19 protein-coding genes and 1 pseudogene are annotated in these 21,199 nt (G+C 70.7%); 12 read left to right on the top strand and 8 right to left on the bottom strand.

Annotated elements, in window-relative coordinates:
* Positions 1-4: 4 nt before the first annotated feature.
* Positions 5-1,906, bottom strand: a complete 1,902-nt coding sequence (locus tag EDC34_RS04660; RefSeq protein ID WP_114959320.1) for a tetratricopeptide repeat-containing diguanylate cyclase — start codon at positions 1,904-1,906, stop codon at positions 5-7.
* A gap of 85 nt (positions 1,907-1,991) precedes the next feature.
* Positions 1,992-2,846 (bottom strand): polyamine aminopropyltransferase, encoded by an 855-nt coding sequence (gene speE, locus EDC34_RS04665; RefSeq protein ID WP_114959319.1) that lies wholly within the window; start codon positions 2,844-2,846, stop codon positions 1,992-1,994.
* A 133-nt stretch (positions 2,847-2,979) separates the two neighbouring features.
* Between speE and EDC34_RS04670 the strand changes: the two genes are divergently transcribed.
* The 6 genes from EDC34_RS04670 (at position 2,980) to EDC34_RS04695 (ending at position 10,339) form a co-directional block, all read left to right on the top strand.
* Positions 2,980-4,836: a M48 family metalloprotease gene (locus tag EDC34_RS04670; protein WP_162797662.1), complete on the top strand. Its 1,857-nt coding sequence runs from the start codon at positions 2,980-2,982 to the stop codon at positions 4,834-4,836.
* Between the two features lie 39 nt (positions 4,837-4,875).
* Complete coding sequence (speA, locus tag EDC34_RS04675; RefSeq protein ID WP_114959317.1) at positions 4,876-6,765, top strand: arginine decarboxylase; 1,890 nt, start codon at positions 4,876-4,878, stop codon at positions 6,763-6,765.
* Between the two features lie 106 nt (positions 6,766-6,871).
* Positions 6,872-7,369, top strand: a complete 498-nt coding sequence (locus EDC34_RS04680) for a nuclear transport factor 2 family protein (RefSeq protein WP_114959316.1) — start codon at positions 6,872-6,874, stop codon at positions 7,367-7,369.
* Positions 7,370-7,377: 8 nt separating this feature from the next.
* Entirely contained in the window at positions 7,378-8,478 is a 1,101-nt protein-coding gene (locus EDC34_RS04685; RefSeq protein ID WP_114959315.1) for a sensor histidine kinase, read from the top strand.
* A complete protein-coding gene (locus tag EDC34_RS04690) occupies positions 8,475-9,221 on the top strand; it encodes a LytR/AlgR family response regulator transcription factor (RefSeq protein WP_114959314.1) in 747 nt (248 codons plus the stop codon). Before EDC34_RS04685 ends, EDC34_RS04690 begins: the two co-directional genes overlap by 4 nt.
* Positions 9,221-10,339 (top strand): acyltransferase family protein, encoded by a 1,119-nt coding sequence (locus EDC34_RS04695; protein WP_114959313.1) that lies wholly within the window; start codon positions 9,221-9,223, stop codon positions 10,337-10,339. The genes EDC34_RS04690 and EDC34_RS04695 overlap by 1 nt, the downstream gene beginning before the upstream one ends.
* On the opposite strand, the gene EDC34_RS04700 is transcribed toward EDC34_RS04695, so the two are convergent.
* The 5 genes from EDC34_RS04700 to argS all read right to left on the bottom strand — a co-directional run bounded on the left by EDC34_RS04700 (position 10,336) and on the right by argS (position 14,603).
* Positions 10,336-10,845 carry a DMT family transporter gene (locus tag EDC34_RS04700; RefSeq protein WP_114959312.1) on the bottom strand — a complete coding sequence of 170 codons (510 nt, stop codon included), beginning with the start codon at positions 10,843-10,845 and terminating at the stop codon, positions 10,336-10,338. The genes EDC34_RS04695 and EDC34_RS04700 overlap by 4 nt on opposite strands.
* Positions 10,842-11,609, bottom strand: coding sequence for an SDR family NAD(P)-dependent oxidoreductase (locus EDC34_RS04705; protein WP_114959311.1), 768 nt, complete (start codon positions 11,607-11,609; stop codon positions 10,842-10,844). Before EDC34_RS04705 ends, EDC34_RS04700 begins: the two co-directional genes overlap by 4 nt.
* Positions 11,610-11,662: 53 nt before the next feature.
* Entirely contained in the window at positions 11,663-12,034 is a 372-nt protein-coding gene (locus EDC34_RS04710; protein WP_114959310.1) for a hypothetical protein, read from the bottom strand.
* Positions 12,035-12,153: 119 nt separating this feature from the next.
* Positions 12,154-12,915 (bottom strand): SPOR domain-containing protein, encoded by a 762-nt coding sequence (locus EDC34_RS04715; protein WP_114959309.1) that lies wholly within the window; start codon positions 12,913-12,915, stop codon positions 12,154-12,156.
* Entirely contained in the window at positions 12,915-14,603 is a 1,689-nt protein-coding gene (argS, locus tag EDC34_RS04720; protein ID WP_114959308.1) for an arginine--tRNA ligase, read from the bottom strand. The genes EDC34_RS04715 and argS overlap by 1 nt, the downstream gene beginning before the upstream one ends.
* A 121-nt stretch (positions 14,604-14,724) precedes the next feature.
* Between argS and EDC34_RS04725 the strand changes: the two genes are divergently transcribed.
* The 3 genes from EDC34_RS04725 to maiA all read left to right on the top strand — a co-directional run bounded on the left by EDC34_RS04725 (position 14,725) and on the right by maiA (position 17,304).
* A complete protein-coding gene (locus EDC34_RS04725; protein WP_114959307.1) occupies positions 14,725-15,525 on the top strand; it encodes a 2OG-Fe dioxygenase family protein in 801 nt (266 codons plus the stop codon).
* A 52-nt stretch (positions 15,526-15,577) separates the two neighbouring features.
* Positions 15,578-16,567, top strand: coding sequence for a fumarylacetoacetate hydrolase family protein (locus EDC34_RS04730; RefSeq protein WP_114959306.1), 990 nt, complete (start codon positions 15,578-15,580; stop codon positions 16,565-16,567).
* A gap of 71 nt (positions 16,568-16,638) precedes the next feature.
* On the top strand, positions 16,639-17,304 hold the full coding sequence (gene maiA, locus EDC34_RS04735) for a maleylacetoacetate isomerase (protein ID WP_114959305.1): 666 nt from the start codon (positions 16,639-16,641) through the stop codon (positions 17,302-17,304).
* Positions 17,305-17,357: 53 nt separating this feature from the next.
* On the opposite strand, the gene EDC34_RS04740 is transcribed toward maiA, so the two are convergent.
* A complete protein-coding gene (locus tag EDC34_RS04740) occupies positions 17,358-18,464 on the bottom strand; it encodes a PilT/PilU family type 4a pilus ATPase (protein WP_114959304.1) in 1,107 nt (368 codons plus the stop codon).
* Positions 18,465-18,614: 150 nt separating this feature from the next.
* Here EDC34_RS04740 and EDC34_RS12370 point away from each other — a divergent pair, with 150 nt between their 5' ends.
* The 3 genes and pseudogenes from EDC34_RS12370 to EDC34_RS04755 all read left to right on the top strand — a co-directional run.
* Entirely contained in the window at positions 18,615-19,817 is a 1,203-nt protein-coding gene (locus EDC34_RS12370) for an OmpA family protein (RefSeq protein ID WP_162797661.1), read from the top strand.
* Between the two features lie 441 nt (positions 19,818-20,258).
* Positions 20,259-20,474 carry an HP1242/YdcH family protein gene (locus EDC34_RS04750; RefSeq protein WP_114959302.1) on the top strand — a complete coding sequence of 72 codons (216 nt, stop codon included), beginning with the start codon at positions 20,259-20,261 and terminating at the stop codon, positions 20,472-20,474.
* A gap of 286 nt (positions 20,475-20,760) precedes the next feature.
* Positions 20,761-21,159 (top strand): annotated as a pseudogene (locus tag EDC34_RS04755) (CBS domain-containing protein); the annotation flags it as partial.
* Between the last annotated feature and the right edge of the window lie 40 nt (positions 21,160-21,199).

Consider the following 21,199-nt stretch of genomic DNA (forward strand, 5'->3'; position numbering starts at 1 on the left):
TTCGCTAGTCGGCGACGCGATCGCGGCCCTGCTGCTTGGCGCGGTACAGCGCGGCGTCCGCGCGCGCGAACAGCGACTCGTAAGTGTCGTCCGCCCGCGCCTCGGCGATGCCGATGCTGGTGGCCATGCGCAGCGCCGGGTCGATGTCGGGCAGGCGGATGGCGCGGGTGGCGTCCAGCAGCCGCTGCGCGATCATGCGTGCCTGCGCGAGATCGGCGCCGGCGCAGACGACCGCGAACTCCTCGCCGCCGATCCGGCCCAGCACGTCGCGATCGCGCAGCTGCGCCTGCCAGGCCTGCACGGTGTCGCGCAGGACCGCGTCGCCGGCGGCATGGCCGTGGCGGTCGTTCACGTTCTTGAAGTGGTCGAGGTCGAGCAGCAGCAGCGACAGCGGCTTGCCCTGCCGCTGCGCCACCTCCAGTGCGCTGGCGGCGGTTTTCTCGATTGCCCGCCGGCTGGCGGCGCCGGTCAGCGGATCGGTCATCGCCAGCGTGCGCAGCCGGCGCGCGCGCCGCTGCTGGCGCCAGGCCAGGGTTGCCAGCAGCCCGAGCAGCAGCACGCCCAGGGTGAGTGCCAGCCATTGCCAGCGCTGCTCGCGTTCGAGTGCAGCCAGCTGCTGCCGACGGGCCAGGGCCTCGGTGCGCAGGCGCTGGTTTTCGAAGTCGCGGCGGCGGATCTCGTATTCGTATTCCAGCAGATGGCTTTGTTCCAGCCGCATCTTGGCCTGCAGGCTGGCCTGCAGACTGGCGTAGCGCTTGTAGTCGGCCAGCGCCTCGCCGATCCGCCCCAGCGCTTCCTCGCTGGCCGACTGCGCCTGGTAGAGCATGGCCAGGTAGCGCTGGTTGCCGTCCTTCTCGATCAGCGGCAGTGCCTGCCGGAAATGCGCCAGCGCCTGCAGGTGCTGGCCCTTGCCGGCCACGGCCTCGCCTTCCATCAGCTGCAGCATGCCTTCGTTGGCGGTCACCTGCTCGGCGGCATAACCGGCGCGCGCCTGCGCGAGGGTGGTCAGCGCGGAATCGAACTCGCCCTGGGCGATCTGCGCCGAGGCCAGCCCCAGCCGCGCGCTGGCGATGTTCAGGCCGCTCTCGTGCTTGAGGGCCACCGCCAGTGCGCGCTCGAAGCTGGCACGTGCCTTGGGCAGTTCCCCGGATTCCTCGTACAGGTAGCCGAGCTGGATCAGGTCCGACACCTGGCGCTCCCAGTCGCCCAGGTCCTGCTGGCGCGCGACCGAGCCGGTGAAGTAGCGCTCGGCCTGGCCGAAATCGCCGATCCGGCGGTAGGCCACCGCGATCTTCATTTGCAGGTAGTCGATCTCGTGGTCGATCCCGGCGTCCCGGAACGCGGCCCGCGCGCGCTGGAAATCGATCAGGGCCTTGGCTTCCTCGCCGATGTCCGAGAGTAGGCCGCCGCGCAGCATCAGTGCTTCGCCATACAGCTGGCGCTCGCCCGAATCCTGCAGCAGGGCGACCAGCTTGTCCGCCTCGCTGATCGCCTGGCGGGTGCCGTGCAGCAGCTGCACGAATCCCACCCGGCAGAACTGCGCGCGGCCCTGGGAGGCGATGTCGCGCGCGGCCTGGGCCCGGCGCAGGGCGTCATCGGTATAGGCCAGGCCCTGCTGCGCATCCTTCCAGCGCGGGCTGCCGCAGTACACCGAGCGGAACTGCACTTCGCGTGCGGCATCGCCCGGAGGCAGCAGGGTGCGCAGCTGCTCCAGCCAGGTGTTGTAGGTTTCGTAGGGGGCATCCATCGAGGACGGCCCGACCACGTTCTGGAAGATCGCGTCGAACTGCGCGGCCTTCTGCGGCGGTGCTGGCGGCGTGTCCAGCAGCGAGGCAAACGACGGCGCTGCCGCCGGCAGCAGGGCCAGCAGCAGGAGCAGGTTTCGCAGCCATGGGGCTGTGCCCATTCGCGCTCCGAGTGGGTAGGAGCCCGAATGTATTACAAACCGGTGACGCCCGCTGTGCCGGGGATCGCAGTCCGCGCGGCCGGGGTCAGCCGCCCAGGGCCTCCGCCATGAACGGCGGCAGGGCCTGCGCGCCTTTGTGCACGTCCGCGCTGTAGTAGCGGGTTGCAAATGTCTTGGCGCGGGCATCGGCCTCGCGGAAGCCGAACCCGGCGTTGGCCGCCTTCTTCGCCATCGTGCAGCTCCACCAGCCGGTGGGATAGCAGGGCTGCGGGAACGGCAAGGTCTGGAAGCTCGCAAAGCCGGCCTTGCCCATCTCCGCGCGCATCGCCTGGATCAGGTCCAGCAGCACCAGCGGCGACTCGCTCTGCTGGACCAGGATGCCGTCGTCCTTCAGCGCGCGGTGGCAGCTCTCGAAGAACGCCTTGTTGAACAGGCCTTCCGCCGGGCCCACCGGGTCGGTGGAGTCCACGATCACGATGTCCACGCTGCCCGGCGCGCAGTTGGCCATGTAGGCGATGCCGTCGTCCCACAGCAGCTCGGCGCGCGGATCGCCGTTGGACTCGCACAGCTCGGGGAAATACTTCTCCGCCATGCGCGTGACCTGTTCGTCGATGTCGCACTGCACGGCTTTCTCCACGCCCGGGTGGCGCAGCACCTCGCGCAGGGTGCCGCAGTCGCCGCCGCCGATGATCACCACGCGCTTCGGGTCCGGATGGGTGAACAGCGCCGGGTGCGACATCATCTCGTGGTAGAGGAAGTTGTCGCGGGTGGTCAGCATCATCGCGCCGTCGATCAGCATGACGTTGCCCCAGTCGGTCGATTCGAAGATCTCGATCTTCTGGAACGGCGACTGCACCTCGTCCAGCTTGCGGGTCACGCGGAAGCCGATCGAGGAGCCGGCCTTGTCGAAATTTTCGTGCAGCCAGGTCGGCTCGGTCATGGCGGTATCCTGTGGGTTGAGGCCTGTCATCCGCGCGCGGACGGCGTCCGGCGGGGGTGCGGATTGTAGCGGATGGGATGGCTGGCCCCGTGCGGGTGGCTGGCGAGGGTTCGGAAAAGCGAAGGGGAGAGGGATGGAAAGGGCGAGTGCGCGGCGTGCGCTGATCGAACGTCTGGAGAACGAGGCGGCCATGGCCCCGGGGCGCTACCGGACCAAGGTCGCGCTGTTGGCGCTGGCGGGTTTTGCGGTTCTGGGCGGCGGGGTACTGCTGGCGTTTGGCCTGTCCATCGGCTTGGTGCTGCTGCTGGTGGCTATCAGTCCCTGGCTGTTATTGAAGCTTGCCAAGTTGATCTGGATTCCCATCGGGTTCGGCTGGGTGCTGCTGCGCAGCCTATGGGTGAAGTTCTCCCCGCCCGACGGGCATCGACTGGCGGCGCACGAGGCCCCGGCGCTGTGGGCCGAGGTAGAGCATCTCCGCGTGGCCACCGGTGCCCCCAAGCTGGCGGGGATCGTGATTGACGCCGACTTGAACGCTGCCGCGGTCAGTGTGCCGCGCGCGCTGGGACTGTTGGGGCATCGTCATTACCTGCTGCTTGGCCTGCCGCTGATGCAGTTGTTGGATCGGTCGCAGTTCGCTGCGGTGGTGGCGCACGAGTTCGGTCATTTTGGCGGTGGACACGGCCGCTTCGCGGGCTGGATCTACCATGTCCGTGCCAGCTGGTACCGGCTGCTGGGCGCGCTCCAGGCGCAGGAGGCCTGGACCAGCCAGCTCTTCGTCCGCTTCTTCAACTGGTATGCCCCGTATTTCGACGCCTACAGCTTCGTGTTGGCGCGGAAGCAGGAGTACGAAGCGGATGCGGCGGCGGCCCGCGTGGCGGGTCCGCAGGCCGCAGGCAAGGCGCTGGTCCGGGTGAACGTGGGGGCCGCGCGGCTGGATCAGGAATTCTGGCCGGGCCTGCAGCGCGCATCGCAGACGCAGCCGGCGCCTCCGGCCCTGCTGTATCGCGAGATGGGGGAACAGCTGCGTGTGCCTGCTTCCAGTGATGGCGACCGGTTGGCGCAGGCGTTGGCCCGCGTCCCTGATTTCGACGATACGCATCCCACCCTGGCCCAGCGCCTGGCTGCACTGGGTATCGATCAGGTCGAGATGCCGGAGGCACAGACGGGGTGCGCGGAAGAATTGCTGGGTCCGTTGCTGCCGGAACTCGAGCGCCGCTTCAGCGACGAATGGCGCGAGCGTGTCGAAGAAGACTGGCAGCGGGGATTTCGGCAGCACGCGCAGGATCGGGCGCGGCTGGAAGCGCTCGAGGCGCAGCCGTCGCGCACGCCCGACGAGGCAGTCGAACATGCGGGACTGGTGGAGTCCCTGCGCCCGGAAATGGATGCTTTGCCGGTTTACCAGCAGGCGCTGATGCTGGCGCCAGAGCACGCCTTTCTGCACTTCCGGGTAGGGTGTTTGCTCTTGGATCGTGGGGACGCGTCCGGCATCGGGCATCTGGAGAAGGCGATGGCGCTGGACGATGGCAGTAGCGAGGCGGTCCTCCAGCGCCTCGACAGCTTCTACCGAGATACCGGGGACCTGGCTGGACGGGACCGCGTCGCCGATGAATGGGCACGCATGCAGGCCCGGTGGAGCAGGATCCAGCAGGCCAGAAACACACTCGCGGCCAATGACGAGTTCCTTCCGCATGGCCTCGACGCGTCTGCCACGGAAGAGCTGCGCGCGGCGTTAGCGCGTTTAGGTGGTGTTGGCCGGGCCTGGCTGGTTCGCAAGCGCCTGCCGCCCGGGGGCGAAACCGTCCCCCACCACGTCATGCTGGTGACGCTGCGCGGTTTCGTATGGAACGAATCCGCTAAGTTACAGCAGGTCGTGGACGCACTGGTGCTGCCGGGCAGTGTCCTGGTGTTCGTCGCCACTCACCGCCGCGGCATCGCCCGCCGGGTCCGCAAGGTGGCCGGTACCCCGCTTTACCGCAGGGGTTGGTGGTAGCCCGTAGAATGCGCCTCCCCTGCCGTTGACGTTGCCGCCATGACCCGTTGGCCCCCCGACCTCGCCCGCAAGACCTACTCGATCCCGCACTGGGCGGACGGGTATTTCGACGTTGATGACCGCGGCCGCATCGTCGTCCGGCCCCAGGGCGCGCAAGGCCCGGTGGTGGCGCTGCCCGAGGTGGTGGATGCCTCGCTGGCGCAGGGCGGCAACCTGCCGGTGCTGGTGCGCTTCCCGGACATCCTGGGCCATCGCCTGGGCAAGCTGCAGGCGGCGTTCGCGCAGGCGCAGCAGGACTGGGACTATGCCGGCGGCTACACGGCGATCTATCCGATCAAGGTCAACCAGCACGCCGGCGTGGCCGGCACCCTGGCCGCGCACCACGGCGAGGGCTTCGGGCTGGAGGCCGGCAGCAAGCCGGAGCTGATGGCGGTGCTGGCGCTCTCGCGTCCCGGCGGCACCATCGTCTGCAACGGCTACAAGGACCGCGAGTACATCCGCCTGGCGCTGATCGGGCGCAAGCTGGGGCTGCAGACCTTCATCGTCATCGAGAAGCCCTCCGAGCTGAAGGTGGCGCTGGAGGAAGCGGCCGCGCTGGGCGTGAAGCCGGGCCTGGGCGTGCGCATGCGGCTGGCCTCGCTGGGCGCCGGCAAGTGGCAGAACAGCGGCGGCGACAAGGCCAAGTTCGGGCTGGACCCGCGCCAGCTGCTGACCCTGTGGAAGGAGCTGCGCGATGCCGGCATGGGCGATTGCCTGCAGCTGCTGCATTTCCACATGGGCAGCCAGATCAGCAACGTGCGCGACATCGCCGCCGGCATGCGCGAGGCCACCCGTTATTTCGTCGAGCTCTCGCGCCTGGGCGCCAAGATCCGCCACGTCGATGTCGGCGGCGGCCTCGGCATCGACTACGAAGGTACCCGTTCGCGTTCGTACAACTCGGTGAACTACGGCATCCACCACTACGCCTCCAGCATCGTGCAGCCGCTGGCCGAGGCCTGCCGCGCCGAGGGGCTTGCGCCGCCGCGCATCCTCACCGAATGCGGGCGTGCGATGACCGCCCACCACGCGGTGCTGGTGGCCAACGTCAGCGAGGTCGAGCAGGCGCCGGAAGGCCGGGTGCCGGAGTCGCATGACGACGAGTCCACCCCGGTGCGCCAGCTGCGCGAGCTGCATGCGGAGATGGCCCAGCGCCCGGCGGTGGAGGTCTTCCACGAGGCCAGCCAGGCGCATGCCGACGGCCTGAGCCTGTACGCGCTGGGGCAGCTGGACCTGGTCCAGCGCGCGCGCATCGACGACCTGTTCTATGCCATCGCGCACGCGGTGAAGGCGCGCCTGAGCTACGACGAGAAGAGCCACCGCGACCTGCTCGACGAACTCAACGAGCGGCTGGTGGACAAGTACTTCGTCAACTTCAGCGTGTTCGAGTCGATGCCCGACGTGTGGGCGATCGACCAGGTGTTCCCGATCGTGCCGATCGAGCGCCTGGACGAGGCGCCGACCCGGCGCGGGGTGATCTGCGATCTGACCTGCGATTCCGACGGCAAGATCGACACCTACGTGGAGAACGAGGACCTCGACTCCGCACTGCCGCTGCATCCGCTGCGCAAGGGCGAGAGCTACCGGCTGGGCTTCTTCCTAGTCGGCGCCTACCAGGAGATCCTGGGCGACATCCACAACCTGTTCGGCGACACCGACGCCATCGAGGTGCGCTGCGACGGCGACGGCTTCGCGATCAGCCAGCAGCGCCGCGGCGACACCACCGACGTGATGCTGGACTACGTCGGCTACAAACTCGACGACCTGCGCCGCGAATACGCCGCCAAGGTGGATGCGGCGAACCTGCCCGCCGCCGAGGGCGCCGCGCTGAAGGCCGCGCTGGAAGCCGGGCTCACCGCCTACACCTACCTTGACGACACGCCGCAGCACTGATTCGCCACCCGTTCGCCGCACCGTCCACCGGTTCGCCGCAGCTGCATCGACAGCGGTGCGGGCGACAGCGTCCAATCGGCATCCTACGGCATGAGGAGGCAGGCAGATGGATGCACGACGCAAGGCGGGATGGGGTTTCGTGGTTGCGCTGCTGGTCTGCGCGCCGGTGTTCGCACGTGCGCCGAACGACGCCGCAGCCGAAGCGCAAGTGCGCGAGGTGATCCGCCGCTTCGACGCGGCCATCGTCGCCGGCGACGGCGCGACCTTGCGCAGCCTGTTCCGGCCGCAGTCCAGCGCCTGGGCGTCGGTGCTCGGCGAGTCCGAATACGCTCGCCTGAAAGCGCGCCGTCCGGAGGCCCAGCGGATCCGCCCGGATACCTACGAGAATTTCGCGAAGATGGTGGAAACGGCGAAGCGGCCGCAGCGCGAACGCTTCACCGACATCGACATCCGCACCGACGGCGCGATGGCCAGCGTGAGTTTCGACTACGTGTACGAGGAAGACGGCGTGGCGCAGAACCGCGGCATCGAGAGCTGGCAGCTGGTCAAGGCCGACGACGGCTGGAAAATCGTGTCCATGCTGTATTCCGTGCACAGGCCCTGATCCCGTCGATGACGCAGGCCATGCCGCCGCAAGCCACTGCGCAGCCGCCATTCTGGCTGGCCCTGCTGGCCGGACTGCCGGCCATCGCCTCGCTAGCGTTGATGGTGATCCCGGATCTCGGGCACGGTCATGTGGCGGTGTTCAAGAGCCTGTATCTGGGGTTGTGCCTGCTGTGGAGCATCCCGCTGGCGGTGCTGCAGCGGGCCCTGTGGCGGCGCGGCCTGGCGTGGTGGCGGCTGCTGGGCATCGTGTTCGCCGCGACCTATGCGATGGCGGTGGCCAACAACCTGGTCGGCCAGCTGCTGGCCATCGCAATGGGCTGGAAGCGCAATCCCGCCATGCAGTGGGCGTCGCTGCTGGGCGGGCTGGAATCCTGCTGGCTGGCCCTGCTAGCCGCCAGCGCGGCGCACGCGGTGCTGGCCTATGCCTACCGGCTGCGCCGCGAGCAGGCGCAGCACCTGTCGGCCCGCGCGGCGATGCGCGATGCGGAGCTGCGCGCGTTGCGCTACCAGTTGCAGCCGCATTTCCTGTTCAACACGCTCAATGCGGTGTCGACGCTGGTGGCGGAGCGGCGCAACGCCGAGGCGCAGGCGATGATCGCGCGGCTGGGCGACTTCCTCCGCGGCACCTTGGACGTGCCGCAGGCGCACGAGGTGCCGCTGGGCGAGGAGATCGCCGCTGCCGAGGACTATCTGGACATCGAGCGCACGCGGCTTGGCGACCGCCTGCGGCTGCGCTGGCAGGTCGGGCCGGAGGTGCTGCGGGCGCGGGTGCCGCGTCTGCTGCTGCAGCCGCTGATCGAGAACGCGATCCGCCACGGCATCGCCCCCGGCGCGGGCGCGGGGCGGCTGGAGATCGCCGCTGTGCGTGACTGCGGCCGCTTGCGAGTGCAGGTGAGCAACGACATGGCTGAAACGCCGGCGCCCATCGATGACAGTGGCGATGATGGCGAGCGGATCGGCCTGCGCAATCTGCGCGAGCGCTTGCAGGCGCTGTACCCGGACGATCACGCGTTCTCGGCGGATGCGGACGGCAGCGAGTTCCGGGTCGCGCTGGACTTGCCGTGGCGAGAATCCGATGGCCATCGCGCGGCAGAGACGGCGCCATGATCCGCATCGCCATCCTCGACGACGAACCGCTGGCCAGGGCCGGCGTGCGCGCGCGCCTAAAGGCGTATGCGGACGTGCGTGTGGTGGCCGAATATGCCGACGGCCAAAGCGCGCTCGACGGCCTGCGTGCGGAACCGGTCGACCTGGCCTTCGTCGACGTGCGCATGCCCGGGCTGTCCGGCCTGGAGGTGCTGGCGCTGCTGCCGCCGGCGCAGCGGCCGCTGTCGATCCTGCTGACCGCGCACGACGGCTTCGCGGTGCGCGCGTTCGAGCTGCGCGCCATCGACTACCTGCTGAAGCCAATCGACGATGCGCGCTTCGCCGAAGCCCTCGATCGCGCCCGCGAGCTGCTGGCGCTGCGTGCCGGTGCGATGCCAACGCAAGTGGCCCAACCGACCGCCGGCGGCCGCATCGAAATCCGCATCGGCAACCGGATCCGCTATGTCGAGCCGGAGCGGATCGACTGGGTCGAAGCCGACGGCGACTATGCCCGGCTGCACGTCGGCGCGCATTCGCATCTGCTGCGCGAACCGCTGTATCGGCTGGCGGAGCGGCTTGATCCGCAGGTCTTCCTGCGCGTGCACCGCTCGGCGATGGTGCGCGTGGCGATGATCGACGAACTGCAGCCGCTGGCGAACCGCGACGCCCTGCTGCGCCTGCGCAATGGCACGCCGGTGCGCGCCAGCCGCACCTACATGGAAGCCCTGCTGGCGCGGCTGCGCCACGCGGGCACGAGGACTTGATGAACGCAACGAACGCTTCCCCGCGCCGCTTGCCCGGCCTCGACCTGCTGCGCGCCATCGCGGTGCTGTGGACGATGCAGTTCCACAGCTTCCTCGTCGGCGGGCTGGGCGCGGACTGGCACTGGCTGGAACGTTACGGCTGGATGGGCGTGGACCTGTTCTTCGTGCTCAGCGGCTACCTGATCGGCGGGCAGCTGCTGCGGCCGCTGGCGAACGGGGGCACTCCGTCGCTGCGCGACTTCTACCTGAAGCGTGCGTTCCGCATACTGCCCGCGTTCTGGGCGGTGCTGGCGGTCTACCTGCTGTGGCCGGGCTTCCGCGAGGCGCCGGGGATGGAGCCGTGGTGGAAGTTCGCGCTGTTCGTCGTGAACCTCGACATCGATTACGCCACCAACGCCGCGTTCTCGCACGCCTGGTCGCTGTGCGTGGAGGAGCACTTCTACCTGCTGTTCCCGGCGCTGGCGCTGCTGCTGTCGCGCAAGCCGTCGGCGATGAAATTCTGGACGGTGTGCATGGCCGTGCTGCTCGGTGGCATCGCCCTGCGCAGCGGGATCTGGCTGCACGATGACGCCACCCAGCCGTCGCGCCCGTGGTTCGTCGAGGACCTCTATTACCCGACATGGAACCGGCTCGACGGCCTGCTGTTGGGGGTGATGCTGGCGGCGTGGCAGGCCTACCGGCCAGGGTCGTGGGCGCGCGCCGCGAGGCACGCGAACCTGTTCGCGCTGGCCGGCGTGGCGGTCATGGCGCTGGCGTTCTGGCTGTTCCGTGACCGCGTCGGCCTGCTCGGCAACAGCGTCGGCTGGCCGGTGCTGTCGCTGGGGTTGGCCCTGCTGGTGTTCGCCGGTGCGCAGCCGCATGGCCTGCTCGGCGGGCGCGCCATCCCGGGTGCGGCATGGATCGCGGCGATCTCGTACAGCCTCTACCTCGTCCACAAGCCGATCTACGGGCTGGTGCAAGTCCACTGGGGCGGGGTGCTGGACGGGCGCGGCGTTGGCGCATGGCTGGTGTACGGCCTCGCCTCGATTGCCGCGGCGGTCCTCCTGCACTACGGCGTGGAATGGCCGGGGCTGCGCCTGCGAACGCGGGTACTGTCGCGCGGCGCGCCCGGCGCCTAGGACGCCGATCGCGCGTCGGCGCTCGCCGCGGCGGCAGTTCCCGGGGTTTTCTGCGCGTGCGCCCGCCAGGGCGCCACCACCAGCACCACGCCGGCCAGCACCAGCAGGGCACCGGCGATCCGCACCGCGTCGACCGGTTTGGGCGCCTGCAGCACGCCGTACTGGTCCAGCAGCAGGGACGCAGTGACCTGGCCCAGCACCGCCAGGCAGATCATCCCGGCCGCGCCGATGCGCGGCACCAGCAGGGTGAAGCAGGCCACGTAGAGCGCGCCGAAGGCGCCGCCGATCCAGATCCACGCCGGCAACTTGACGCTGCCCTGCAGTGTGACCGGGGTGCGCGTGGCCAGCAGGTACAGGCCCAGCACCGCCGAGCCGACCAGGAACGACACGAAGGCAGCCGCCACCGGTCCGCCGATGTGGGCGCCCAGCCGGGCATTGACCAGCCCTTGCAGCGGCAGCACCGCGCCGATCAAGACCGCCACCAGCAGGGCGCCGAGCAGGTTCATGCCTGCGGGTCGCGGTGCACCTGGAAGCCGGCGAACGATTGCGAGGTCGGCATCAGTTCCAGCCGGTTGATGTTGAGGTGCGGCGGCAGGCTGGCGACCCAGAAGATCGCCTCGGCGATGTCCTCGGCGGTCATCGGATGGGCGCCGGCGTAGAGTTTGTCCGAGGCGGCCTGGTCGCCGTGGGTGCGGACCACGGTGAACTCGGTTTCGGCCATGCCCGGCTCGATGCTGGTCACGCGCACCCCGGTGCCGTGCAGGTCGGAGCGCAGCCCGAGCGAGAACTGGCTGACGAAGGCCTTGGTGCCGCCGTAGGTGTTGCCGCCCGGGTACGGGTACACGCCCGCCACCGAGCTGATGTTCACGATCGCGCCCTTGCGCGCCACCAGCGTGGGCAGCACCGCGTGGGTCAGGGTCACCAGCGCGGTGACGTTGGTGTCGATCATGGTCTTCCAGTCCGACAGCAGCGCCTCCTGCGCGGGCTTGGTGCCCAGTGCCAGGCCCGCGTTGTTCACCAGCAGGTCGATCCCGCGGAAGCGCTCGGGCAGGGCGTCCAGCGCGGCGCGCAGCGCGGTTTCGTCGCGGATGTCGAAGCAGGCCGGATGCAGGGCGTCGCCAAGTTCCGCGCGCAGGGCGTCGAGGCGGTCGGCGCGGCGGCCGGTGGCGATCACCTGCCAGCCGGCGGCGATGAAGCGGCGCGCGGCGGCGCGGCCGAAGCCGGCGGTGGCGCCGGTGATGAGGGCGGTGCGGGGGGTATGTGCGTCCATGCCGCCATTCTAGCGGCGCGGGCCTGCCGGTCCGGTGGGATGCGAAGGCGCACTCAGGCCCTCGGCTTCGCGGGAGGCTTGCGTCGCGTCGCGGACTTCGCCCCGTCGGTAGCGGAATCCGCCGGGGCGGCGGGCTTGCGCTTGCGTCCGGTGCCTGTCTTGCCTGCGGTCCTGGCCTTGCTGGCGCGGTGCTTCTGCAGCATGTCCTCGGCCAGCAGCACGTCCTCGGACAGGAGGCCCGCGGCCTTGGCTACGGCGATCCGCGCCTGCGCCTTGTTCTCGTCCGGATTGGCCAGCAACAGCTCGCGGATCGCCTCGCGCAGCGCGGCCTCGGCGTTGCGCTTCAGGGTGGCTTTCTCGCCGCGCTGGAGCAGCGTCATCAGCGCATCCACGACGGGTTTGATCAGGGCGGCTTCGATCGGCATGGCGGCATCCTCGCGGTTTGACGAGGATGCCACGCGGGCATCTCAGCGGCTGCGATGCGATGTGAACAGCCGGTCGCGCCAGTGCGCGCGCGCGCGCCGCGGGGCGCGGCGGGCACGGATCACTGGGTCTTGACCGCGATCGCCGACAGCCCGCCGTCGGCCAGCTTGGCCTTGGCGTCGCTGAGTTCGCCGGCGCTGCCGTAGGGGCCCATGCGCACGCGGTACACGGTCTTGTCGCCGATCTGCGCCGATTCCACCCGCGCGTTCAGGCCGAGCAGGGCGATCTTGGCCTTGAGCGCTTCGGCATCGCCGGAGGCGCCGAACGCGCCGGCTTGCAGGATGTAGTGCGCGTTGCCGGCAGCCGGTTCGGTCGCGGCGGTGGCCTTGGCGATTGTGCGCTCGCCGGCGGACGGCGTGGCCGTGGCCGGCGCGTTGCCGGCGGGCGTGTCGGCCAGCGGCTGCGGCAGCGCGGGTGCGGCGGCGGGTGCGGTCTCGGCGTCCGCCTGCTTGCGCGCGCGCGCGGCGGCCTCGGCTTCGGCCTTGGCGCTGGCGGCCAGCTCGGAATCGCTCATCGCCACTTCCTGCCCCGGCAGCAGGGTGTAGAAGTCGTACTGGGTCGGCTTCGGCTTGCCGGTATCGGGCTTGGCGGCCGGCGCGGTGTCCGGGGCGATGGACTCGCCTTCGCCGCTGACCGCGGCCGGCAGCGCATCCGGGTTCGGCTTCGGCCGGAAGAAGCCGTCGCCGCCGCCGGACTTCAGGTAGCGCGGGACCAGCAGCACCGCCAGCAGGGTCAGGGCGATGCCGATCACCAGCCAGGCCCAGCCGGGCAGGCCGTTGCCGCTGCTGCGGCGGGCTTGGGATTTGCCGCGTCGTGCTGCCATCACATGCTCTCCGGGGCGGACACGCCCAGCAGGTCGAGGCCGTTCGCCAGCACCTGGCGGGTGGCCAATGCCAGCGCCAGGCGGGCGTCGCGCAGGTCGGCGTCGTCCACCAGCACCGGGCTGGCGTGGTACCAGCCGTGGAAGGCCTGCGCCAGCTCGCGCAGGTACTGCGCCACCAGATGCGGCTCCAGCGTGGCGCCGGCCGTCTCCACCACCTCCGGGAAGCGCGACAACTCGCGCAGCAGCTCCAGCGCCGGGGCGTCGTCCAGGCGGTGGAGCGCGGCCTGCCCGCGCGCGGCATCGAACGCATGGCCCTTCTCGCCGGCCTGGCGCAGCAGGCTGCAGATGCGCGCATGCGCGTATTGCACGTAGTACACCGGGTTGTCGTTGGACTGCGAGCGCGCCAGGTCGATGTCGAACACCAGCTGCGAATCCGGCTTGCGCGCGATCAGGAACCAGCGGGTGGCATCGCGGCCGGCCTCGTCGATCAGGTCGCGCAGGGTCAGGTAGCTGCCCGCGCGCTTGGACAGCTTCACCTCCTCGCCGCCGCGCATCACCGTGACCATCTGGTGCAGCACGTAGTCCGGGTAGCCGGCGGGGATGCCGCAGTCCAGCGCCTGCAGGCCGGCGCGCACGCGCGCCAGCGAGCCGTGGTGGTCGGCGCCGAGCTCGGTGATCGCGCGCACGTAGCCGCGCTGCCACTTGGACAGGTGGTAGGCCACGTCCGGCACGAAGTAGGTGTAGGTGCCGTCGGATTTGCGCATCACCCGGTCCTTGTCGTCGCCGAAGGCCGTGGTGCGCAGCCACAGCGCGCCGCCTTCCTCGTAGGTGTGGCCGTGGGCGATCAGCTCGCGCACGGTTTCCTCCACCTTGCCGTCGGCGTACAGCGAGGACTCCAGGAAATACACGTCGAACGCGACCCCGAACGCGGCCAGGTCCGCGTTCTGCTCGCGCCGCAGGTAGGCCACCGCGAACTGGCGGATGGCATCGAGGTCGTCGGCATCCGCCTTGGCGGCCACCACGTGGCCTTCCACTTCCACGCTGTCGCCGCGCAGGTAGGCGGCCGAGACATCCGCGATGTAGTCGCCGTTGTAGGCGTCGGCCGGCCAGCCGGCATCGCCCGGCTTCAGGCCCTTGGCGCGCGCCTGCACCGAGCGCGCCAGGTTCTCGATCTGCACCCCGGCGTCGTTGTAGTAGAACTCGCGCTTCACGTTCCAGCCGTTGGCGGCCAGCACCCGCGCGATGCAGTCGCCGATCGCGCCGGCGCGGCCGTGGCCCACGTGCAGCGGGCCGGTCGGGTTGGCGGAGACGTATTCCACGCCCACCGTCCTGCCACCGCCGGAGGTGTTGTGGCCGAACGCGGGGCCGGCGGCGTGGATGGCGCGCACCTGCTGCTGCCAGGCGGCCGGCGTCAGGTGGAAGTTGATGAAGCCGGGACCGGCGATCTCCACCTTGGCGATGGCCTCGGAGGGGGGCAGGGCGTCCACCAGCGCCTGCGCCAGCGCGCGCGGGTTGCTGCGCGTGGCCTTGGCCAGCAGCATTGCTGCATTGGTGGAGAAATCGCCATGCGCGCGCTCCTTTGGGCGCTCGATCACGAACTCGGGGAGGGCGAGGTCGGCCGGCAGGGTACCGGCGGAACGCAGGGCGGTCAGGCCCTGGTCGATCAGGGCGCGGAGCTGGGCTTTCACGGGGGTTGGGCACTGCAGGTTCGACGATCATCCATTGTACGTCCCAATGCCGCCGCGCCGAAGCGGGCCGCGGCCAGCGGGCCGGTGCGAGAATGGGCGCCCGCTCTTCCCGGACCTGCGCATGTCGGCCGTCGCCAGCTTTCCGCCGCCCCTGATCCCGTTGCCGGCGCTCGACCAGGCCCTGCACGCGCGCGGCTATGCCGTGCTGGGCGCGGCCGACGTGGCCACGTTGGCGGGCGTGCCGCTGGCCGCGCTGCAGGCGCTGGCACCCGGCTGGGACGACCTGCCGGCGGACGAATACCTCAAGGACGGCGGCCGCTACCGCCGGCGCCGCCACGGTTCGTTCGTGGTCGAGGCCGGCCGCCTGCACCCGGTGCCGCACCGCCGTCACTGGCAGCCGCTGGACTACAACGCGCTGCACGGCGGCATGGACCGCTGGTTCGCGCCGCTGGAGCCCGCGACCGTGGCCGCACCGGGCTTCGCGCCGCTGGTGCTGGGGCTGGCCGCGGCCTGCAGCCGCCAGCGCCCGGGGGTGCCGCGCTGGCACGTGGAGGTGCACCAGTTCAGGATCGACACCAGCGGGGGCATCGGCCGCCCCACCCCGGAGGGCGCGCACCGCGACGGGGTGGATTTCGTCGCGGTGCTGCTGGTGGCGCGGCACGCGATCCGCGGCGGCGAGACCCGGGTGTTCGCCGCCGACGGCCCGGACGGCCAGCGCTTCACCCTGGCCGAGCCGTGGTCGCTGCTGCTGCTGGACGATGCGCGGGTGATCCACGAATCCACCCCGATCCAGCCGGAGGCCGCATCCGGCGGCCATCGCGACACCCTGGTGCTGACCTTCCGCGCCACTGGCTTCCTCGGCGATCCGCCGCCGGAGGCGGATCGGCCCGGTGCCGACATGGCCGCCGCGCCCGGGCAATGATTACAATTGCAACTAAATCCGACGATTCCGAAACCGCAGCAGCGAGGTCGCAATGAAACTGGGCTCTCTCAAGGAAGGCGGGCGCGACGGCACCCTGGTCGTGGTCTCGCGCGACCTGTCGCGCGCGGTGCGCGCCGACGGCATCGCGCCGACCCTGCAGCGCGCGCTGGACGACTGGCAGCAGGCCGCGCCGCGCCTGAACGCGCTGGCCGAGGCGCTGGAGGCCGGGCCGGTCGCCGGCGAATTCGCGCTCGACATGCAGGCGCTGGCAGCACCGCTGCCGCGCGCCTACGAGTTCGTCGACGGCAGCGCCTACCTGCCGCACGTGGAGCGCGTGCGCCGCGCGCGCGGGGCGCAGGTGCCGGAGAGCTTCTACGTCGATCCGCTGATGTACCAGGCGGTCAGCGCCGGCTTCTACGGCCCGCGCGATCCGGTGCTGGTGGCCAGCGAGGACTACGGCATCGACCTCGAGGCCGAGGTGGTGGTGGTGACCGACGACGTGCCGATGGGCGTCACCCCGGCGCAGGCGGCTGGGCATATCCAGCTGGTCGGGCTGGTCAACGACGTGTCGCTGCGCAACCTGATCCCGGACGAGCTGGCCAAGGGCTTCGGCTTTTTGCAGTCCAAGCCGCGCAGCGCGCTCAGCCCGGTGCTGGTCACCCCCGACGAACTCGGCGATGCCTGGCGCGGCAACAAGGTGCACCTGCCGATGCTGACCCACATCAACGGCCAGTGGTTCGGCGCCCCGGACGCGGGCGTGGACATGCAGTTCGACTTCGCCCAGCTGGTGGCGCATGCGGCCAAGACCCGCCCGCTGGCGGCCGGGACCCTCGTCGGCTCCGGCACCGTGGCCAACCAGGACACCGCCAAGGGCGCGTCCTGTTTCGCCGAGAAGCGCACGGTGGAAACCCTGGAGCACGGCAAGCCGCTGACCCCGTTCATGCGATTCGGCGACGTGGTGCGGATCGAGATGCTGGACCACGACGGCCGCAGCGTGTTCGGCGCGATCGAGCAGCGGATCCAGCAGGCCCCCGCCGGCTGAGGGCGGCGGGCGGTCGAACCGGCGCCGCCAGCGGCATGGCGGCAGTGCATGCGCGGCAGTAAGGTGGACAGATGAGCGAACCTTTGCGGCTGTATTCCTACTGGCGCTCCAGCGCGGCCTACCGGGTGCGGATCGGGCTGAACCTGAAGGGCCTGGCCTACGACACCGTGCCGGTGCACCTGGTGCTGGACGGCGGCCAGCAGCACTCGGAGGCCTACCGCGACCTCAACCCGCAGGCGCTGGTGCCCACCCTGTGCCACGGCCAGCGCCGGCTGACCCAGTCGCTGGCGATCCTGGAATACCTCGACGAGGTGTGGCCGGAGCCGGCGCTGCTGCCGGCCACCGCGCGCGAGCGCCAGCGCGTGCGCGCACTGGCGCTGCTGGTGGCCTGCGACATCCATCCGCTCAACAACCTGCGCGTGCTGCAGTATTTCGAGCGCGAGTGGGGCGTGCCGCAGCCGGAGCGCGACGGCTGGGTGCGGCACTGGATCGAGGACGGCTTCCGCGCGGTCGAGGCGCTGCTGGCCGACCATCCCTCCACCGGCGATTTCTGCGAAGGCGAGACGCCGACCCTGGCGGACTGCTGCCTGGTCCCGCAGGTGTACAACGCGCGCCGGTTCGGGGTGGACCTTGCCGCGTATCCGACCATCCGCCGGATCGAGGCCGCCTGCCTGGCGCTGCCGGCGTTCATCGCCGCCCGCCCGGAACACCAGCCGGACGCCCCGGCTGCGGCCTAAAGATACAAGGCGCGCCCGCGCGCACCATCACGCGCGAGCGGGAAACGCAGCCGTCAATGGCTGCCGAACACCTCGGCATAGGGGTCGTGCTCGGCGCTGGCGCCTTCCGACAACCGGAACTTCAGGGCCAGGCCGTCGCGCGAGTCGGCCGCCTTCAGCGCCTCCTCCATCTCGATCTTGCCTTCCTTGTACAGCCGGAACAGGCACTGGTCGAAGCTCTGCATGCCTTCCTGCAGCGAGTCCTCCATCGCCATCTTGATCTCGTGCACCTGCCCGCGGCGCAGCAGGTCGCGGATCAGCGGGGTGTTGATCAGCACCTCGGTGGCCGGCATCCGGCGCCCGTCCACGCCCAGCACCAGGCGCTGGCTGACGATCGCCTTCATGTTCAGCGCGAGGTTCATCAGCACGTTCTTGTGCGCGCCTTCGGGGAAGAAGTTGAGGATGCGCTCGATGGTCTGGTCGGCGTTGTTGGAGTGCAGGGTGGCCAGGCAGATGTGGCCGGTCTCGGCGAACGCGATCGCCGCCTCCATCGTCTCGGCGTCGCGGATCTCGCCGATCAGGATCACGTCCGGCGCCTCGCGCATCGCGTTCTTCAGCGCGGCGTGGAAGCTGTGGGTGTCCAGCCCCACCTCGCGCTGGTTGACCACCGACAGCTTGTGCCGGTGCAGGTATTCGATCGGGTCCTCGATGGTGAGGATGTGGCCGGTGGTGGTGCTGTTGCGGTGGTCGATCATCGACGCCAGCGTGGTCGACTTGCCGGAGCCGGTGGAGCCCACGATCAGCACCAGCCCGCGCGGGGCCATGATGATGTCCTTCAGCACCGTCGGCAGCTGCAGCTCCTCGATGGTGGGGATGTCGCTGCGGATCGCGCGGATCACCAGCCCGACCTCGCCGCGCTGCTGGAACACGTTGACGCGGAAGCGCCCGCAGCCGGGCACCGAAATCGCCATGTTCAGCTCTTTCTCGCGCTCGAACTCGGCGACCTGGGCGGCGTCCATCAGGCCGTAGGCGACGTCGCGGCATTCGCCGGAGCCCAGCGGGGCCTCGCTCACCGGCTGCAGCATGCCCTCGATCTTGATGTTCACCGGCGCGCCGGTGGACAGGAACATGTCCGAGGCGCCTTTTTCCGCCATCAACTTGAAATAGTGGCCGATCTCCATGCGGTCTCCCCGTGCTGCCCGCGCCGGCGTTGCATCGACGCCGGCGCCTTCCCACAATGGCCGCGACCTCCACGCAGAGCCGCGACCCCCATGCGCCCAAGCTTCGCACACTTCCGCAGCGCCCTGTACGCCTCCGCCGTCGCGGGCGTGATGTCCATCGCAGGCTGCGCCAGCCTGCCGCCGCCGACGGCGGAACTAGACACCGCGCAGCAGGCGCTGGCGCGCGCCGAGGCGGCGGATGCCGACCAGTACGCGGCGGACGACCTGGCCGCCGCGCGCAACGCGCTGCAGGCGGCGCAGGCCGCGCAGGCGCGCGGGCGCAACGACGACGCGAGAGATGGTGCGCTGGCCGCGGCCGCGGCCGCCGACCTGGCGCGGGTGCGCAGCAGCGCGGCGCGGGTGCGCGCCGACTGGCGCCAGAAGGAGGACGAACTGGCCACCCTGCGCAGCCACCTGCAGATGCCGGCCGCGCAGGCGGGCGAGGATCCACTCGACATCCCGGTGCCGGCCGGCGGGCCGGAGCAGCGCCTGCAGGCGCTGGACGCGGACATCCGCCTCAATCCGTTCGCGCAGTACGAGCGGCTGCAGGCGCGGCAGGCGGTCACCGCGCTGGCCACGGTCAGCCGCAAGGCGCTGCCGGCGGCGCTGGCGCGTGCCGACCAGCGGGTGGCGATCGCCGAACTGGCGGCGCGGGTGGAGGCCGCCCGGCGCGAGCTGGACCGGATGGAGCGCGAGCGCAGCGAACTGCTGGTGGAAGCCAGCCGGCGCGATGCCGAGCGTGCGCGCGCCGAGGCCGAGCGGTTGCGCATCCAGGCCCAGCTGCAGGCGGAGGAAGCCGAGCGCCTGCGCGCGCAGGCGCAACAGGCCGAGGCGGCGCTGGACGGGGCGCAGGCCGAGCAGCAGGCCAAGGCCGACGCGGCGCGCGCGCAGGAAGCCGCGCTGGCGCGCAAGGAGGCCGAGCTGGTGGCCGGGGCCAAGCTGCCGCCGGTGCAGCGCGATGCGCGCGGCGAGGTGTTCACCCTGGCCGGCGATGCCTTCGCCTCCGGGCAGGCCAAGCTGACCGCGAAGGCGGCGGCCAGCCTCAAGGCGCTGGGGCTGTACCTGGCGGCCCTGCCCGGTGGCCCGGTGCAGGTGGTCGGCTACACCGACAGCCAGGGCGACCCGGCGGCCAACCGCAGCCTGTCCGAGCGGCGCGCGCAGCAGGTGCGCGCGGCGCTGGTGGCGGCCGGGTTGGAGCGCGCGCGGGTCACGGCGCAGGGCCGTGGCGAGGAGGCGCCGGTGGCCGACAACCGCACCGCCGCCGGTCGCGCCAAGAACCGCCGGGTGGAAATCGTGGTCGCGCCGAAATCCTGAAAAATCAATTATTTGCACTGATTTTCAGGAACGTGGCCCGGGCCTGAGCCGCGGCCCGCGCGGGCCTTGCCAAGCGCGACCGGCAGGCGTAGGTTCGATGTCCCGGGGGCGCCGATTGCGCCGCCGGACGGAGACCGGCCGATGCACGATCCGTTCGCCATTGCACCGAAGGCCCCCGCGAGGGTCGCCGCCGCAAGCCGGGTTGCCGGGCGCGGCGCGCGCAGCGATGCGGCCACGCCGGTTGTTTCCCGTTTCCTGCAGACGCCCCGTGCCTTCGCGCCGGGGCGTCGCGTTTTTGCGCGCCGGCCCGTGCCGGCCACGCAGAACCGTCGATCGCCGTGGGCGACCGGCGGTGTTTCCCGGCAGCCGTCGGGCTGCCGTTCCCCCGCCATGCCCGCGCGCAACGGCCGGGCGTGGCCCAAGCCGAGTCAGGAGGTTTCCATGTTCGAAGGTCAACCGCAGGCGGAAATCGAAGCGTTGATGAAGGCCAACAGCGAGTTCCGGCAGCTGTACTACCGGCACCGCGAGTTGGACCGCCAGGTCCTGGATGCGGAGCTGGGCGTGCTGCCGATCGACGACACCACCCTGGGCCAGATGAAGCGCGAGAAGCTTGCGGCCAAGCAGCGCCTGCTGCAGATGTACGAACGAACGCATTGACGACGGCCCCTGGCCGGGCGGGTCGCGGCGCGCCGCCGCCCGCCCGCGGCCGGGGCGATGCTAGGCTTTCGCCGGGTGCCGCAAGGGCTGGGCGATGAGCGTAGTTGCAGACGAATGGAGCGCGCCGCGCAAGGCGGCGCTGGTGGTGGAAGTTCTGGGTGGCGGCGATGCCGCCGCGATTGCGGCCCGCGCCGGGTTGCGCAGGGAGCAGGTCGAGGCCTGGGCGGCCACCGGCCTTGCCGCGCTGGAACAGGCATTGCGCGTCCCCGACGGCCCCGATACCGCGCGCGTGCGGCATGGCGACCTGCGCGACCTCATCGCGCATCCGCATACACAGGCGGCCACGGTGACCGCGGCCCCGGAGGATCCCCTGCACCTGGCCCTGCAGCGCATGCGCGCGCACGATGTCTCGCAGCTGCCGGTGGTGCAGGAGGGGCGCATCGTCGGGCTGCTGGATGAATCCGACCTGCTGCTGCACGTGTACGGCGACGCGGCGCGCTTCGACGACCCGGTGGCGGCGGCGATGGTCGATCGCCTCGACAAGCTGCCGCACACCGCGCCGATCGAGGCCTTGCTGCCGGTGTTCGGGCGCGGCCACGTGGCGATCGTGATGGAGGGCGAGCAGTTCCTCGGCCTGGTGACGCGCAGCGACCTGCTCTCGCACCTGCGCCAGCGCCAGCCATGAGCGCGGCGCGCGACGTGGCGCGGCACCGCCCGCGCAGAGG

Origin of the sequence: Thermomonas haemolytica, from assembly GCF_004346265.1 — a bacterium.
Classification (GTDB): domain Bacteria; phylum Pseudomonadota; class Gammaproteobacteria; order Xanthomonadales; family Xanthomonadaceae; genus Thermomonas; species Thermomonas haemolytica.